At 67.2% G+C, this 16561-nt stretch carries 8 protein-coding genes and 1 tRNA gene; 5 read left to right on the forward strand and 4 right to left on the reverse strand.

The window, feature by feature from the left end; translation table 11 throughout:
- Positions 1–89 precede the first annotated feature (89 nt).
- Positions 90–5099 (reverse strand): hybrid sensor histidine kinase/response regulator, encoded by a 5010-nt coding sequence (locus F2P45_RS30440; RefSeq protein ID WP_229505396.1) that lies wholly within the window; start codon positions 5097–5099, stop codon positions 90–92.
- A 400-nt stretch (positions 5100–5499) separates the two neighbouring features.
- On the opposite strand from F2P45_RS30440, the gene F2P45_RS30445 reads away from it, so the two are divergent.
- The 4 genes from F2P45_RS30445 to F2P45_RS30460 all read left to right on the forward strand — a co-directional run bounded on the left by F2P45_RS30445 (position 5500) and on the right by F2P45_RS30460 (position 9640).
- Complete coding sequence (locus tag F2P45_RS30445) at positions 5500–6861, forward strand: DUF1565 domain-containing protein (protein ID WP_166881968.1); 1362 nt, start codon at positions 5500–5502, stop codon at positions 6859–6861.
- A 300-nt stretch (positions 6862–7161) separates the two neighbouring features.
- Entirely contained in the window at positions 7162–8046 is an 885-nt protein-coding gene (locus F2P45_RS30450; protein ID WP_166881969.1) for an RNA ligase family protein, read from the forward strand.
- Positions 8043–9188 (forward strand): AAA family ATPase, encoded by a 1146-nt coding sequence (locus tag F2P45_RS30455; RefSeq protein WP_370663336.1) that lies wholly within the window; start codon positions 8043–8045, stop codon positions 9186–9188. The genes F2P45_RS30450 and F2P45_RS30455 overlap by 4 nt, the downstream gene beginning before the upstream one ends.
- Positions 9185–9640 carry a hypothetical protein gene (locus tag F2P45_RS30460; protein WP_166881970.1) on the forward strand — a complete coding sequence of 152 codons (456 nt, stop codon included), beginning with the start codon at positions 9185–9187 and terminating at the stop codon, positions 9638–9640. Before F2P45_RS30455 ends, F2P45_RS30460 begins: the two co-directional genes overlap by 4 nt.
- A gap of 1 nt (position 9641) precedes the next feature.
- On the opposite strand, the gene F2P45_RS30465 is transcribed toward F2P45_RS30460, so the two are convergent.
- The 3 genes from F2P45_RS30465 to fusA form a co-directional block, all read right to left on the reverse strand.
- Entirely contained in the window at positions 9642–12008 is a 2367-nt protein-coding gene (locus F2P45_RS30465) for a hypothetical protein (protein WP_166881971.1), read from the reverse strand.
- Between the two features lie 24 nt (positions 12009–12032).
- Positions 12033–12107, reverse strand: a tRNA-Ser gene (locus F2P45_RS30470).
- 371 nt (positions 12108–12478) lie between these two features.
- Complete coding sequence (gene fusA / locus F2P45_RS30475; RefSeq protein WP_166881972.1) at positions 12479–14521, reverse strand: elongation factor G; 2043 nt, start codon at positions 14519–14521, stop codon at positions 12479–12481.
- A gap of 559 nt (positions 14522–15080) precedes the next feature.
- Between fusA and F2P45_RS30480 the strand changes: the two genes are divergently transcribed.
- A complete protein-coding gene (locus F2P45_RS30480) occupies positions 15081–16265 on the forward strand; it encodes a tetratricopeptide repeat protein (RefSeq protein WP_166881973.1) in 1185 nt (394 codons plus the stop codon).
- The last annotated feature ends 296 nt before the right edge of the window (positions 16266–16561 follow it).

Below are 16561 nucleotides of genomic sequence, written 5' to 3' on the forward strand. Positions count from 1 at the left end.
TTCGTGTAGGAAAATGACGAGTCACGTAGGAGAAGCACCCAACCATCGTAGGACAATTATTGATCAGTATCAAGCTTTAGTGAACATAGCTATGTGTTTTTTTCGTCGCTGTTGGCGCCATCCATCACTTCGTTAAACAGGTCCAGAAACCCCGGTAACAATTGCGCGGCGACGGCGCCATCGCGCGCCATCAGGCATTCTTCCAGCTCGCCGGCGGCGCGGTACAGGTTCTGCGCCGACAGGTTGCCGGCCGCGCCCTTGATCTTGTGGACCAGCAGCCCCGCCTGTTCCAGCTCGCCGCTGCCGAGCGCCTGTTCGATGGCGGCGCGGCTGGTGGCGAAGTCCTTGGCGAACATGGCCAGCAGGCGCGTGAGCAGCGGTCCGTTGTGGCCCAGCCGCGCCATGGCGGCCGCGACGTCGATGCCGGGCAGGTGCGGCGGCGCCTCGCCGCTTGGGGCCGGCTCGGGGGCGGCCGGCGCCGCCACGCGGGTCGGATCGGGCCGGATCCATTCGGCCAGCACGGTGTACAGGATGGCCGGTTCGATCGGCTTGGACAGGTAGTCGTTCATGCCCATCGCCAGGCAGCTGTCGCGGTAGCCGGCCACCGCGTGCGCGGTCATGGCGATGATCGGCAGGTCGGCGTGGCGCGGGTTGGCGCGGATGCGCGCGCTGGCCTGGTAGCCGTCCATTTCCGGCATCTGGATATCCATCAGCACCGCGTCGTACGCGGCCTGGTCGACCAGGCGCACCGCGTCGACCCCGTTGCCGGCCAGGTCCACATGCACGCCGGCGCGGCGCAGGATTTCGCTGGCCACCTGCTGGTTGACCAGGTTGTCGTCCACCACCAGCACGCGCGCGCCCAGAATCCGTTCGGCCGCCTGCGACGGGAACGGCGCGGCGTCGGGCGAGGGTACGGCGGCGTCGAAGCCCATGGTCTGCAGCACGCTGTCGAGCAGTTGCGAGGCGGTCACCGGCTTGACCAGAAAGGCGCCGATCCCGGCTTCTTCGGCCGCCGCCTTGATATGATCGCGCGCAAAGGCGGTGACCATGATGATCGACGGGATCGCGGCCAGGGTCGGGTCGTCCTTGATGCGGCGCGCCGTTTCCAGGCCGTCCATGTCGGGCATGTTCCAGTCCATCAGCACCAGGTCGTAGGCGTCGAGCTGCAGCGCGAACAGGGCGGCCGCGCCCGAACCGACCGCGCTGGCGTCAAAGCCGAAGCTGCGCAGCTGGAGTTCGAGCATTTCGCGCGTCGGCGCGCTGTCGTCCACCACCAGCACCTTCTTGCCGCGCGCGCCGGCGCCGGCCTGCAGGCGCACCGCGCCCTGCGCCGGTGCCATGTTGAGCGTGATGGTGAAGTGGAAGCGGCTGCCGGCGCCAAGTTCGCTGTCGACGCCGATCTCGCCGCCCATCTTGCGCACCAGCTGCTGCGAAATCGCCAGTCCCAGCCCGGTGCCGCCGTAGATGCGGGTGGTGCTGGCGTCGGCCTGCGCAAAAGCCTGGAACAGGCGCTCCTGCTGTTCGGGGCTGATGCCGACCCCCGAGTCTTCGACCGCGAAGCACAGGCGCACCTGGCTGTCGTCGCCTTGCCAGTCCTTGGCGCGCTCCACCCGCAGCTGGATGTGGCCGTGCGCGGTGAACTTGAGCGCGTTGCCGACCAGGTTGATCAGCACCTGGCCCAGCCGCAGCGGGTCGCCCATCAGGATCTGCGGCACGTCGGGCGCGGCCCAGATCACCAGTTCGAGTTCCTTTTCGGCGGCGCGCCAGGCGAACAGGTCGACGATATTGGTGAGCGTGTCGGGCAGGTCGAAGGGCACCACTTCCAGTTCGAGCTTACCGGCTTCGATCTTGGAAAAATCGAGGATGTCGTTGATGATGTCGAGCAGGTTGTTGCCGGCGCGGGCGATCTTGCGGAAGTAGTCGCGCGGCTTGGGCGCCAGGTCGAGGTGGGTGCCCAGGCCCGCGAAGCCGAGTATGGCGTTCATCGGCGTGCGGATCTCGTGGCTGATATTGGCCAGGAATTCGCTCTTGGCGCGCGTGGCCGCTTCGGCGCGGGCGCGCGCCTGTTCGATCAGGCGCAGCGCATTGGCCTTCTGGAAGGCCGACACGAACGGCTCCTTGAGCGCCTTGAGCAGTTCCAGGTCGCCCTCCTGCAGCGGCACCTGCGGCGCGCGGTTTTCAAACACCAGGAAGCCTTCGATGCGCTGTTCGATGCAGATGCGCACCGCCAGCTGCGCGTGGCCGGCGTGGGCCGCCTGGCCAGCCTTCGCGCCGGTGCGGGTCAGGTAGATGTCGGTGGTGATCATCTCGGCCGCGTCGACGTAGCGCGCTTCGGCCTCGCGCAGCTCCATCCGTTCTTCGACCGGCACGCCGCCGTCGCGCTCCCACGACGCGCGCACGGCCAGGGTGTCGGTGTCGCTCTCGCGCACCAGCGCCCAGGCGGCGTCGATGCCCTTGATGAACATCGATTCGCGCAAGATGGTTTGCAGCAGCGCGTCGAAGTCGAGCTGCTCGTTGATCGACTTGACGATAGCGTTGAGTTTTTCCAGGTGCTGGGTGCGCGAATACACCAGCGCCTGCAGCGCCGCGCGGCTGCGCTCCAATTGGCGGATACGCCAGCGGTACAGCCCGTACATGGCCGCCATCGCCGCCAGCGCATACGCCAGGTAGGCCCACCAGGTCTGGTGCCAGGCCGGCAGCACGCGCACCCGGATCGACAGTTCTTCGTCGGCCCAGACGCCGTCGCGGTTGGCGCCGCGCACGCGCAGGCGGTAGGCGCCCGGAGCCAGGTTGCTGTACGCCGCCACCCGGCGGTTGGCGTCGTTCTCGACCCAGGCCTGGTCGTAGCCTTCCAGCAGGAACGCGTAGCGGTTGCGCTTCGCATCCGAAAAATCGAGGGCCGCCACTTCGATCTCGAAGCCCTTGATCCCGGGCGGCAGGATCAGGCGGCTGTCGCGCTGCGCCAGCACCTGCGCGCCCGCCACCGGATGGCCGTCGGTGCGCAGGGAACTGATCGCCAGCGGCGGGCGGTATTCCCAGTTGCCCAGGCGTTCCGGGTGTACCACGGTCAGCCCGCCGGTGGCGCCGAACAGCAGGTCGTTTTCGGGCGTGGCGGCGGCCGCGCCGATGAAGTAGGTGGGAAAGCCCAGGCCCTCGGCGCGCGCCAGCGCACGCGCCTTCAGGCTGCCGCTGTCGATGACGGCGATGCCGTTGCCGGTGGCGGCCCACATGCGCGCGCTGCGGTCCAGGCGCAGGGCCGACACCGCGCTGCTGGGCAGGCCGTCGGCGAGGCCCAGGCGCCGGAACACGGGCGCGCCGAGCGGCGTGCGCATTTCCAGCACATTGATGCCGCCGCCGTGGGTGGCCACCCACAGCCGCCCGCGTCCATCCATGGCCAGGGCGCTGATCACCGGGTCGGACAGGGCGCTCTCGTTGCTCGGATTGGCGAGGATCTGCTCGATCTTGCCGCTGGCCGGGTCGAGCCGGTTCAAGCCGTTGCGGGTGCCGATCCAGAGCGCGCCGCCGGGGTCCGCCATCAGGGCCTGGATGCGGTTGTCGGTCAGCCCGCCCGGGCCGCTGGTGTAGGTGGACAGTGTATTGGCGGCCGGGTCGTAGCGCAGCAAGCCTTCGAAGGTGCCGAGCCACAGTTGGCCGGCCTGCGGGACGATGGTGCCGATGCGCGGATAGGCGTTCGCCTGCGGCAGCGCGATGCGCGCCACGCTGCGGCCGTGGTCCGAGGTGCGGTACAGGCCCAGTTGGGTGCCGATCCAGGCTTCCTGCGGGCTGGCTTCGGCCATCGCCAGCAGCATGCGGTTGGGCAGGGCGCTGTCGAGGCGCGACGGGTCGGGGCGCAGGGCGGCGCTGCGGGTGCCGTCGGCGTCGACCAGGTCCACGCCCTGGTCGGCCAGGCCGAGCCAGACGCGCCCGCCGGAGTCGGTCATCAGGGCACTGACGGCCGCTTCCGGCAAGCCCTGGGCGCCGAAGACGGCGGCCACGGCGCGGTTGTTGGGGTCGTGAAAATCGACGCTGCGTTCGTTGCTGACCCAGATCAGGCCACTGCGGTCGCGCAGCAGGGCGGCGGCGCGGTCGTTGGCCAGGCTGGCCGGCACCGCCGCCTGGTGCACGATGCGGCGCGCGCGCGCGCTGGCGGCGTCGATGTCGATGATGCCGCCGCCGTAGGTGCTGGCCCACCAGCGCCCCGGCACGATCTCGGCAATGGCCAGCACCATGTTGGCGTGGGCGTCCTTGACGCCGTCGAGCGTCATCAGGCGTGCCCGCGCGGCGCCGGGATCGATCACGCCGATCCCGCTTTTCAGGGTGCCGAAAGCGATCTGGCCGCGGCTGTTTTCGCCGAACGAGAGCACCGCGTCGCGCCATGCGCCGTCAGGGCCGTCGTCGCCCACCGCGACCGCTTCGAAGCGCCCGCTGGCGGCGTCGCGCCGCGCCAGGCCGCTGCTGGTGCCGATCCACAGATTGCCCTTGCGGTCCAGGTGCAGCGCGCGCACGCGGGCGTCCGGAAGAGCGCCCGCCACGCCGGGGTCAAGACGGTAGTGGCGCACGGAGGCGCGCGCCGGGTCGACATAGTCGAGGCCCTGCGGCGTGCCGACCCAGACCCCGCCCATGCCGTCGCTGGCAATGGCGTTGATGGCGGCATCGGCCAGGCCGGCCGCCCCGGCCGGAAAGCGGATGAAGCGCTCGTGCATCTTGTCGTACATGGCCAGTCCGCCGGTGGCGGTGCCGATCCACAGGCGCCCGCGCCGGTCCACGTGCAGCGCCTGGATGAAATCGGCGGGAATCGAGTACTGGTCGGCGGCGTTGTGCACGAAGGAGAGCATGCGGTAGCCGTCCCAGCGCGCCAGGCCGCGCTGGGTGCCGATCCAGATAAAGCCGTCGCCGTCCTGCGCCAGCGCCATCGCCACCGGATGCGGCAAGCCCTGGTCCAGGCCAATGTGCTCGAACAAGGGGGTGGCCAGCTTTTCCCAGCGGTCCGGCGCCGCCGTCGCCGCCAGCGCCGCGCCGGCGAACAGGTACAGCGCGGCGATCAATGGCGCCAGCCAGCGGCGCCGCTGCGCCCGGTCGGGTTGGGCCATGGCTGTCATCGCCGCTCCGCTGATGGCAAACGGAGATGGCGCCCGGAGGCGCGCCTGTGGCGACGGACTGATGTGGCGTGGACGTTCAAGTCGGGACGCGCTCCTGTCGGTAGAATCGGATGCCGCGGCGTCTCCCGGACGGGCCCGCCTTTCCTGAAAGCATACGCACTTGTCCGGGTACTGTCTATTCGGCACACTCTTGCCGTATTCGTTTGGCAATATTGCGCGCGCGTTTAGCGCCGAAGTTGTTGCGATAATCCAAAACGATGCCGGAACGGCAAGCAGGACGCGACTCAGGCGGCGAAATTGCCGCTGGATATTGCTAAAAAAAAATTCGTAACAATGCCGAACCTTGCTTATTGAGCAGCCTCAAACCAAGCCATGCACGCTTTTGGAAGAGGAACGTCGAATGAGTAAGATTACCCTGATCACTTTGGAGCATCGCGCCGTGACACTTGCCTGCAGCAGTTTCGCGTTGTTATTGATTGCCTGCGGTGGCGGCGCGGACGAGCAGCGTGCGCCGCCCCAGGCCCAAACCGCAGTTGGCGCCACCGTCCCGCAGCAGGCCGGGCCGCCCGACCCCGCCAGCGCCGGCGGGCCGGACGACGCCGACAGTCTCGCGGCCGCCAGTCCCGAGGCCGCGCAGCTGTCCGACGTGGCGCCGCAAGCGTTCGCCCTGGCCGGCTATGCGGCGGCGCCGGACGGCGACGAACAGGCGCACGCCGCCGCCGGCGCCGCGCTGTATGTCTCGCCGCAAGGGCACGACGACAATCCCGGCAGCGCCACGCGGCCCTTCCGTACGCTGGCGCGGGCCGCGCGCGCGGTGGCGCCGGGCGTGACCGTGTACGTCGCGCCGGGCACCTACAGCGGCGGCATCAAGACCACCGCCAGCGGCCGCGCCGGCGCGCGCATCGCCTGGGTCTCCAGCACGCGCTGGGGCGCGCGGATCGTGCGGCCGGCGCGCTCGGCCAGCAAGAACGCCTGGGACAACCGCGGCGACTACGTCGACATCGTCGGCTTCGATATCGACGGCGGCACGCATCGCGGCGGCACGCGCTGGACCAGCGGCATTTACAACGGCGGCTCGCACGACACCATCCGCAGCAACCATGTGCACCACATCGCGCAGGAAGCCGCCTGCAACAGCGCCGGCGGCGCCGCCATCGGCGTGGACGGCTACTACCGCGGCGTGCAGTCGCACGTCATCGCCAACCTGGTGCACGACATCGGCCCGGCCGGCTGCCGCTTCGTGCAGGGCATTTACGTGAGCACCACCGGCAGCGTGAAGAACAACGTCGTGTACCGGGTGGCCGAAGCGGGCATCCACCTGTGGCACGACGCGCGCGAGGTGGTCGTCTCCAATAACACGGTAACCGGTTCGAACACCGGCATCGTCGTCGGCGGCGGCGACTTTTATCACACGTCCGGCCCGAACGACCGCACCGCGGTGTACAACAACATCGTCTACGATAACAAGATGGGCATTTCGGAGCAGGGCCGCACGGGCCGCAACAACAGCTACCGGAACAACCTGGTCTACAAAAACAGCACCTACGATTTCCGCCTGAAGAACGGCCTGACGCACAGCGGCACGGTCAGTTCGGCGCCGCTGTTCGCTGGCGACACCAGCGCGGCCTTGCCGGACTTTAGCCTGAGCGCCAGCTCGCCGGCGATCGGACGCGCCACGCCGCAGCATGCCGCCGCGACCGACTTCAATGGCCGTCCGCGCAATGTGTTTTCGGGCTTCGACATCGGCGCCTACCAGCACTGAGCACGCGCGGCACCGGCGCGGCGCGCACGCGCGATGGCCGGCGCCGCGTGTTCAAATTGTTCTTTACATACTTGCAAAAGGCGGGTTAGACTCTGCGCCTTCGCAAGACAACTCACTGCTGAATCGAGAACCTGACGTGCCTGACCACAGCCAATCTATCTGCTGACGATATCGGATTGACCTTCCCGGCGTTGCTTTAACCAGCGACCGGCAGGCTGTGCATGCCGCTTTCCCACGACCTTCGCCGTCGTGTGTAGTTCTCCCTTGTCGTCAGCTCCAATCTATACCATGGAGCGCATCATGACGAACTTCGTTCACAATCTGGAATTACATAAATACCCGTCCACCCGCCACCTGGAAGGCTCGCAGCTGCAACAGGGCGACGACGGTTTCGACAAACCGAACAAACGCAACGATCCGCGCGCGGCCTATGCCGCGCTGGCCGGCCACACCATCGTGGTCGAAGAAAAACTCGACGGCGCCAATGCGGGCCTGAGCTTTTCCGAAGGCGGCGAACTGCTGCTGCAAAGCCGCGGCCACTACCTGGCCGGCGGCGGGCGCGAGCGCCAGTTCAGCATCTTCAAGCGCTGGGCCGCCGCCCACGAGGGCGCGCTGGTCGAACGCCTGGGCGACCGCTACGTCATGTACGGCGAGTGGATGGGCAAGAAGCACAGCGTCTTCTACAACCACCTGCCGCACCTGTTCTGCGAGTTCGACATCTACGACCGCGATAAACAGGTGTTCCTGTCGACCGCCGCGCGCGCAGTCCTGCTGGGCGAGGCGCCGGTGCTGGCGGTGCCGGTGCTGTACGCCGGCATTGCGCCGCCACGGCTGGCCGACCTGAAAGCGCTGATCCGTTTTTCGCTGGCCAAGACCGAGCGCTGGCGCCACGACTTCGAAGCGACGGTCGAACGCGAAGGACTGGACCTGGCCAAATGCTGGACCCAGGCCGACAAGTCCGACCTGGCCGAAGGCCTGTACATCAAGGTCGAGGACGACGGCGTGGTCGCGGCGCGCTACAAATGGGTGCGCAGCGACTTCGTGCAGGCGATCCTGGACTCGAAGATGCACCACTCGCAGCAGCCCTACGTGCCGAACCAGCTGGCGCCCGGGGTCGACATTTACGCACCGCGCCTGACGACGACATGGGAAGACCTGGGCCTGGTCACCGAAGGAGCCGCATGATGGACAAACTCACCTACAAAGCCATGGCCGCGCACGTGCCCGCGCCCGGCCAGGCGCCCGACTGGGCCTGGTTCCTGCACGCGATTCCCGAGCTGGTGCTGCTGGCATCGACGCCGCAGGACCCGTACTACCACGCCGAAGGCGACGTCTGGATCCACACGCGCATGGTGATCGAGGCCCTGATGCGCGGCGGCGAATACGTCGACGGCAGCACCGACGAACGCTTCATCCTGTTCTATGCGGCGCTGCTGCACGATATCGCCAAGCCGGCCACCACGGTGATCGACCCGGAGAGCGGGCGCATCGGCCAGCCGGGCCACTCGAAGCGCGGGGCGATCGATGCGCGCATCCTGTGCTGGCATGCGGGCGTGCCGTTCGCGCTGCGCGAGCACATTTGCCGCATCATCACCGTGCACCAGCTGCCGTTCTTCGCGCTGGGCGGGAACAAGAACGGCCAGTCGGCCGAGTTCCTGATCCGCAAGCTGTCGCACGAACTCGACCTGCGCCTCCTGTCGGCGATGGCGCAGGCCGACATGGAAGGGCGCTGGTACGAGAAGAAGGACGACTGCCTGGTCGACATCGCGCTGTTTCGCGAAATGGCGCGCGACGAAGGCTGCTACGGCACGCCCAAGGCGTTCGCCGATGCGCACACGCGCCTGTCGTACATGCGCGGGGCCGGCATTGCGCCCGGCTTCGTGCATCACCAGAACGCCGGCTCGCGCGTGACGGTGATGTCGGGCTTGCCGGCGTCGGGCAAGAACCATTGGGTGGCCGCCAACCGGGCACGCCTGCCGGTGGTCTCGATCGACGACGCGCGCGAAGAACTGGGGCTGCGCCACGGCGCCAACGAAGGCGCGGTGGCGCACCGGGCGGTCGATTTCGCCAAGGAGATGCTGCGCGAGAAAACGCCGTTCGTGTGGAACACCACCCACCTGAGCGCGCAGATGCGCAAGAAGACGCTCGACCTGCTGTATGCCTACGATGCCGAGGTCGAACTGGTGTACCTGGAGCAGCCGCCGCAGGTCATCTTCAAGCGCAACAACCAGCGCGACACCAGCCTGCCCAACAAGGCGATCGAGCGCATGCTGTTCAAATGGGAAGTGCCGCTGCCGACCGAGGCGCATATGGTGAGCTACTTATGACGGGCGTCGCGGCGCTGGACATCAGGATGACTTGCCAGCCGCCCAGGAACGGCTGGATGGGCGTGACCCTGACGGTCGGCGCGCAGGTGGTGGAGATCGACACCTCGGATGTGCCGAACAACCCGGTCGCCGACCTGCTCGACGCGCTCGACCTGGCCACGTACGGCACGCCGTCGCGGGTGTGGTGGCACCTGGAGCCGGACGGGTATTTCATGTACTTTACGCCGCTCGGCGACCGGGTGCACTTCAGGATCGACTTCGCCCCCGACAGCGACAGCAAGTCTGCGCGGGTGCACACGGTGGCTGAAACGAGCGGCAGCCGCGCGCAGGTGCTGTTGCCGTTCTGGCGCTTCGTGCGCAATTTCCAGTCGCGCGGGTATACCGAGCCGCATTGGCCGCCCGCCGATTTCGAACGCATCGATGTGGTCAAGGCCAGGATCAAGCAGCCTTGATTTACGCCGCCGCCATCCAGTGCTGCCCGTTCGTGTACGCCAGCAGCCTGCGTGCGCCATTTGCCTGGCTGGCGGGATCGTCCAGCGCATGGCCGGCGGCGGCCAGTTCCAGTCCGGCCAGGGCGGGGGCAAGCCGCCGCTGCAAGCGTGGCGACTCTTGCGCCAGGTGCGCGCGAGCCCACGCGATGAAATCGGCGCTGGCCGGGGCCATCGACAGGAAAAACACCATCTGGCGCCACGCGTAGGCGGCGTTCCTGATCGCGCGCGGATCGCCCGGCCACGCATTGAGCGCGTTCTGCTGGTTGCGGCAAATCCATGCGAAGCATTGCTGCGCCATGCGCTCGTAGTGGGGCTGCAATTGGCCGTCCAGATCGAGCCTGGCCACCAGGGCTGCCAGGTTGTGCGTGGTGAGAATCTGCTGCTGTTCGATGATCATGGCGTTGTTGATGACCGTGCCGAGACCGCAGCGCACGCCCGCGCGCGTTTCGCACAGGCCGGTCAGGCCGCGTTCGCTCGCCGGGCTTGCGGCGTTCGCGCCGCGTTGCCGCGCCAGTTCGCGCAACTGGTCGCGCTCATGTTCGCCGATGCCGTAGTAACGGCTGTACAGGCTGCCGTCGAGCATGGCGGTGGCGTGCGCCGCGACCTTGGTGAATTTGTGCGCGAACATGCCCATGAAGATGTCGGCGGCCAGTTCCTCCACCAGCGGCAGGTCCAGCGCCGCATTGCCGGCCAGGGTGTTCAGTTCCTGAATCAGCGGGTTGGGAATGGCCGTCTGCGGGAATGAGGTCAGTGTCAGCAAGGTCAGCTCGTCGAGCGTGCGGCGCGCCAGCGTACGCGGCGCCAGGCCTTGCTCGCGCTGCGCGTTGATGGCGGCAACCCACGGCAATTCACCCAGCCGCACCTGGCTTTGCAGGTTTTGCAGCAGCAGCGAACGGCGCCGGCGGAAGGCCTGGTACACGGCGCCGTACAGCTGCTTGAGCGACGCTTCCGTGATCGCCGCGGCGTTGATGGCGGCGCTCAGCTGCGGCAGCACCTGCGCCAGCACTTCGGCGGACGCGATGACGCCGCGCTCGACCAGCACGGCCACGGTGTCGATGCCGCATCGATCGAGCTTGGCCAGCAAGACGGCGGGTATGGGCGCGCCGGCGGCTTCGCCCAGGCTGCGCGCCTCGGCGGCACTGACCGGCACGCCGAGCGGCGCCGGGTCTTCCAGGCCGCCGTCCTGCGGATAAGCGCCCAGGCGCTCGGCCAGCACGCCGGCCAGCAGGTGGTGCGGTATCTCCTCGACCTGCCTGGCCTGTTCGCTGCGCAGCGCCGCCAGTTGCGCCGAGCCGGGCAAGCCACGCTTGCTGGCGTAGCGGCCCAGGATCAGGCGGATCCGGCCCACATCGCGCCCGCTCAGCGCGGCCGGTTCGGTGACGCACAGGTGCAGGTAGCCGAACAGCTGCGCCATGCTGTCGTCCTTGCGCGCCGCCGCGCCGTGCGCTTGCCATTCGCGCAGCAGCGCCTCTCCACGTTCGCGCCATCCGTCAGGGTAAAGGCGGCACGGCCAGCCGCCGGCGATGCGGAATTTGCCGGTCGCCGGGTCGCGCCATGCGCCGTCGGCGCCGATATCGATGGACGGCGGCGCGCCGTCGACGCTGTCGAGGAACAGCCGCACCACGCGGTCGTACAGCGGCAGGTGCACGCGCACGGCCTCGCGCTGCGCCATGATGCGCAGGTTGACCGCGCGCCGGCGTTGTTGCAGGGCCCCGACCGCGTCGCGCACGGGCCTGAGGAACACGCGTTCGCCGAAGCGGCGCGGCTGCGCGGCCGGCAGCGGGTAGAAGCGCAGGTGGGCGAACCACGGCGCGATCGCGTCCAGCAGCTCGCGCGCCTGCTCGGGCTTGCCGTGCCGGGTGAGCCAGGCGACCACCAGCAGGGCGCCTTCTTCCGGCGCGTTGATCTCGTAGCAGCCCGAGTCGAGCAGGGCGTACAGGCTGGCCAGGCCGTCGTCGGTCAGCAGGCGCGCGTTGAGCCAGCGGCGCGCGTCGGGCGCGGGCGCGATGCCGGCAGCGGCGAGCGCGGCCAGTTCATGGCCCTGCAGGGGGCCGCCGGCTTTGAAGTCGCCGGTCGCAAAGCCGCCCTTGGCGACTTCGGGCGTGACCCAGGCCGGGGCGCCGTCCAAAGGCGTACGCGAGCCGACCGTGAGCGCTCCGGTGGACATGCCCACCATGATCTGTTCCCATTGCCGCAGCTTGTTCTCGGCGCGGGCGCGGATCTGCGGGTCGGGATGGTCGCTGGCGGTGCGCAAGGCGGCAGCCAGTTGCAAGGCCGCATAGCCGGGCGCAATGCGGAACCGGCTTGCGCCGGTATCGTCGTTATCCACGTGGTATCCAATGACATGAAGTGTTGGGTCCAGAAGCTGGAATCGAACCAGCACCTACTTAGTCTCAAGCCAAGTGCTCTGCCATTGAGCTATTCCGGAATGGTGTTTGCATGGACGCGGCGCCCAGCAGCATTGATGAGAATCAATGCTCAGGCGATTACCTTACCAGTATTGGCAACATTGCTCAATATGTTTTTGACAGGCCGGGTGAGGGCTGCGCCGGCGCGGGGGAACTTGCGACTCCGTCACTTCCCAGCTGAGCGTGCACGCCGCGTAGCGCCAAGTGGCCGGTTCGAGAATCAGTTCGATCACGCCGCACCGGCCCGGGGGTCCGTTCTGGCGCACGCACACCGCTCGACGCTGCGTCCACCGTTCGTCATCAATGCGATCTCCATCGCGATCTCCTCGAATGAAACACATGAAAAAGGGCCGGAAATCGCTTTCCGGCCCCGGCTTACTTGACTACATCGTTACGCTGCCATGGCCTCGGCGCGCTGCTGCATGCACGGCGCGTGCCTTGCATACACCGCGCTGGCGAAGGCCCGTCCTTGCGAGAGCGAACGCAAACTGGTCGTGTGACCGAACAGCCTGGCCAGCGGCACGTCGGCAACGACTTCCACACGGCCCGTCTGCTCTTCGATGCCGAGCACCTTGCCGCCGCGGCGCTGCAGGTCGCCGATGACATCGCCCGCATTCACGGCCGGCGCATCGACGCTGACCGTCATGACCGGTTCCAGCATCAGCGGATGGGCTCGCTTGAGCCCGGCCAAGGTGCCTTCCTTGGCCGCGACCATGAACGCCATGTCGTTGCTGTCGACCGTGTGGTAGTCGCCATCGAGCAGGGTCACCCTGACGCCCGTGACCGGGTAGCCAAGGGGACCTTGCGCCAGCGCATGCCGCACGCCTTTTTCGATGGCCGGAATGAAGTTCGCAGGCACCACACCGCCCTTGATTGCATTCTCGAAGGCAAACACACCCTCGAACGGCTCCACCCGCAACACGACCCGTGCATACTGCCCGCTGCCGCCGTTTTGCTTCGACACTTTGCCTTCCAGTTCCACGGCCGGTCCGGCAATGGTTTCGCGGTAGGCAACCTGGGGCGCACCGACCGTCACTTCCACGCCGGTTTCGCGGCGCACACGTTCCAGCACCACCTCCAGATGCAGCTCGCCCATGCCCCACAGCACCGTTTCGCCGCTGAGCGGATCGCTTTCCAGGCGCAGGGACGGATCCTCGCGGCGGAAGCGGTCGAGCGCGGCCAGCATCTTGCCACGCTCGCCGCCCTTGCCGGGCTCGATCGCCAGCGCCACCACCGGTTCGCCGGCGTGGATGGTTTCGAGCACCAGCGGAACCGCCCTGGTCGACAGGGTATGCCCGGTGAGCGCCTCTTTCAGGCCGGCGATGGCGATGATGCTGCCAGCTTCGGCCTGGGCCACGCCGGTGCGGCGGTCCGCATGGATCACATACAGGCGACCCACGCGCACGCTCGCGCCGAGCGACGCGTTCCACACCAGGTCGCCTTCGCGCAGGGTGCCGCCGTACAGGCGCACATACGCCAGCGAACCGTGGTCGTCGTGCACCACCTTGAACACCAGCGCCGCCAGCGGATCGGCGTCGCCGGTGCCGACCGTCACCTTGGCATCGTCCAACCGCGCCATGGGAGCGGCGCGCTCGTCCGGCGAAGGCAGCCAGTCGACGACAGCGTCGAGCAGCGGTTCGATGCCGGCATTGCGGTACGCCGAACCGGACAGCACCGGCACCGCGCGCCGCGCCAGGGTCATGGCGCGCAGCCCGGCACGCACCTGCGCCGGCGACAGGGTATCGTCGGCCAGGAAGGCGAGCGTGAGCGCGTCGCTGGCATCGGCCGCGACCGCTGCGGCATGGGCGTAGGCGGCGGCTGCCTGCGCTTGCAGCTGCGCGGGCAGGGCGCTTGCGGTCATCAGCCCGGCCGCATTCCACGCCAGGAAACGCTGGCCGAGCACGTCGATGACGCCTTCGAAGGCGTCGCCGGCGCCGACCGGAATGGTCAGCGGCACGGCCAGGGCGTTCAGGCGCGTGCCGATCTGACCGACCACGCGCTCAAAATCGGCACCGGCGCGGTCCATCTTGTTGACGAACACGATGGTCGGCACGCCGTGCTTTTGGGCCTGGCGCCAGACGGTTTCGGTCTGGGGCTGGATGCCGGCCACGCCGCACAGCACCGTCACGGCGCCGTCGAGCACGCGCAGCGAACGTTCGACTTCGATGGCGAAGTCGATGTGGCCGGGCGTGTCGATCAAGGTGAAGGCGTGTTCGTTCCAGGAAACGCGGGTCGCGGCCGCGCCGATGGTGATGCCGCGTTCTTTTTCCAGGTCCATGCTGTCCATGGTGGCGGTGCCTTCATGGACTTCGCCGGAGCGGTGGATTTCGCCGGTTTTAAGAAGGATGCGTTCGGACAGGGTGGTTTTGCCAGCGTCGATGTGGGCAATGATACCGAAGTTGCGCGAGTTGGCGCGAAGGACTGTCGCAGTCATGATGGTGCTTTCTAAACATAGCGGGCGGTCGTGGATTGTCTTTGAGACAAGCGCCGCGGGAGCCATGCGACCACCCTTGTTCAGTGATCCCGCGCGCGTTCTTCGTCGGCTGACTTCATGATATATATGCTCCTAAGCAACTGATAAATGGGGAAAAGCGACATTCCAAAAACAAAAAAGGCCCGGAGTGGGCCTTTGTGATGGGTGCTCGTTACGAGCGAATCAAGGGCGCACTATCGCGGCCCGGGACGTTGTGGCAACGTGCCGGGGAGGGCGAAGGTAAAAAAGAGGATGTCCATTGAGTTCATGGCCGCAAGCTTAGGGCGGCGTTTGTGAAATGTCAAGCGTTTATTGTGTTGTTGATTTGGAACGGAGGCGGCGCTTCCGGCCGGCTGCGGGCGCACAAGCGCCGCTATTTTGCGTAAAACATTGAATTTAGCCAACATTTCCGTGAGCACTGATGTAAAAATACCGCTCTGTTGCACAAACACTATTTCGACTGGCGCGCAGCGGGCGCGCGAGTTTCCGACTACCCAGCACAAAGAGCAGGAATTTGACTATGAACACCCTCACCAGCCGCTGCGCGAGCGGCCTGATCGCCCTGGTACTGCTTTCCGCTTGCGTCACGCAGGAAACCGGCACCGCCGATGCGGCGGCGGGCGGCAGCGGCGCGGCACCCGGCAGCCTGGTCGCCAACGGAAAACTGACCACGGAAGGCGAGGCGCGGCGCGAGCGCGCGTTCAAGGCGTATCAGGCGGGGAACAAGGCGCTGGCGTACTCCGAATGGCTGGGGATCGCCGAGCAGGGCTATGCCGAGTCGCAGTTCAACATCAGCGTGATGGAAAGCGACGGCGACACGGGCGCGCCGAACGTGGCCAGGGCGCTGGCATGGCTGCAAAAGGCGGCCGACGGCAACTATCCCGAAGCCCAGTTCCAGCTGGCGCAGCGCTACAACAAGGGCGATGGCGTGGCCAAGGATGTCCCCAAGGCCCTGCTGTACTGGCGCCAATGCGCGGCGCTGGGCGAAAAGCGCTGTGCGTTCAACGCCGGGATGGCGCTTGCGGGCGGCTTGGGCGTGCCGCAGGATGAAGCGGCGGCGAGGACGCTGTTTGCCGAGGCCGGCAGCGGGGCGGGGGCGCTGGTCTCGGCCCAGTCCGAGCTGGGCAAGATGTACCTGCAAGATAACAAGGATCGCGACTTCGCCAAGGCGCGCCAGTGGCTCGAGCAGGCCGCCGCCGGCAGCGATGCCGAGGCCCAGTACAACCTGGCCCTGATCTACAGCAACGGGTACGGCGTAAAAGCCGACAAACGCAAGGCGCTGGCGCTGTACCAGCGTGCGGCCAAGCAAGGCGAACCGATGTCCTTGAACAAGCTTGGCGCCGCGTATCGCTTCGGCGAAGGTGTGCCAAAAGACCAGAAAAAGGCGCTCGCCATGTTCAAGCAGGCGCACGACGCGGGCAACATGCAGGGTACGGTCAACTTGGCCGACATGACGTTCAAAGGCTGGGGCGTGCGCGCCAGCAAGGCGGGGGCGGCGGAGTTGTACAAGGCGGCGGCCGATGCCGGTCACCCGGCGGGGCGCTGCCGCTACGCGCAGGCGCTGCGGCATGGCGACGGCGTAACGCGCAATCCGGGCCAGGCCAACCGCTTGCAGGAAGCGGCGAACAACGCCAGCATCCCGTGCGACAGCGACGCGCCGCTGGGCGAGTACCTGGTCAACCGCCGGGTCAAGGGCCGCAATTGAGCTGAGCGCGCAGGCGCGGCCGGCGGCATCCACGCCGGTGTCACGCCGGTGTCAGGTCTGACATTCGGACACAAGTTCATCCGTAACCACCCTGGTGTCAGGTCTGACATTCAGACACGGACTGAGCAACACTTCGGAGCCAGACTGACATCAAGGTGTGGTTAGGGATGAGGCCGTGTCCGAATGAATGAAAGGGACTTCCCCGTCCCGAGACCTACGGTGAAGCGACATTTGTAAGTCAGCGTGGTCTAAACGAATTTGGCGAATCTGTCAGCCACTATCGAAAGGGGAAGTCA

Source organism: Massilia mucilaginosa, assembly GCF_011682145.1.
Lineage (GTDB): Bacteria > Pseudomonadota > Gammaproteobacteria > Burkholderiales > Burkholderiaceae_D > Telluria_A > Telluria_A mucilaginosa.

Excerpts from the sequence above, each read along its gene's own strand:
- F2P45_RS30440 (WP_229505396.1), bottom strand. The coding sequence starts at position 5,099 with ATGACAGCCATGGCCCAACCCGACCGGGCGCAGCGGCGCCGCTGGCTG.
- F2P45_RS30445 (WP_166881968.1), top strand. The coding sequence starts at position 5,500 with ATGAGTAAGATTACCCTGATCACTTTGGAGCATCGCGCCGTGACACTT.
- F2P45_RS30450 (WP_166881969.1), top strand. The coding sequence starts at position 7,162 with ATGACGAACTTCGTTCACAATCTGGAATTACATAAATACCCGTCCACC.
- F2P45_RS30455 (WP_370663336.1), top strand. The coding sequence starts at position 8,043 with ATGATGGACAAACTCACCTACAAAGCCATGGCCGCGCACGTGCCCGCG.
- F2P45_RS30460 (WP_166881970.1), top strand. The coding sequence starts at position 9,185 with ATGACGGGCGTCGCGGCGCTGGACATCAGGATGACTTGCCAGCCGCCC.
- fusA (WP_166881972.1), bottom strand. The coding sequence starts at position 14,521 with ATGACTGCGACAGTCCTTCGCGCCAACTCGCGCAACTTCGGTATCATT.
- F2P45_RS30480 (WP_166881973.1), top strand. The coding sequence starts at position 15,081 with ATGAACACCCTCACCAGCCGCTGCGCGAGCGGCCTGATCGCCCTGGTA.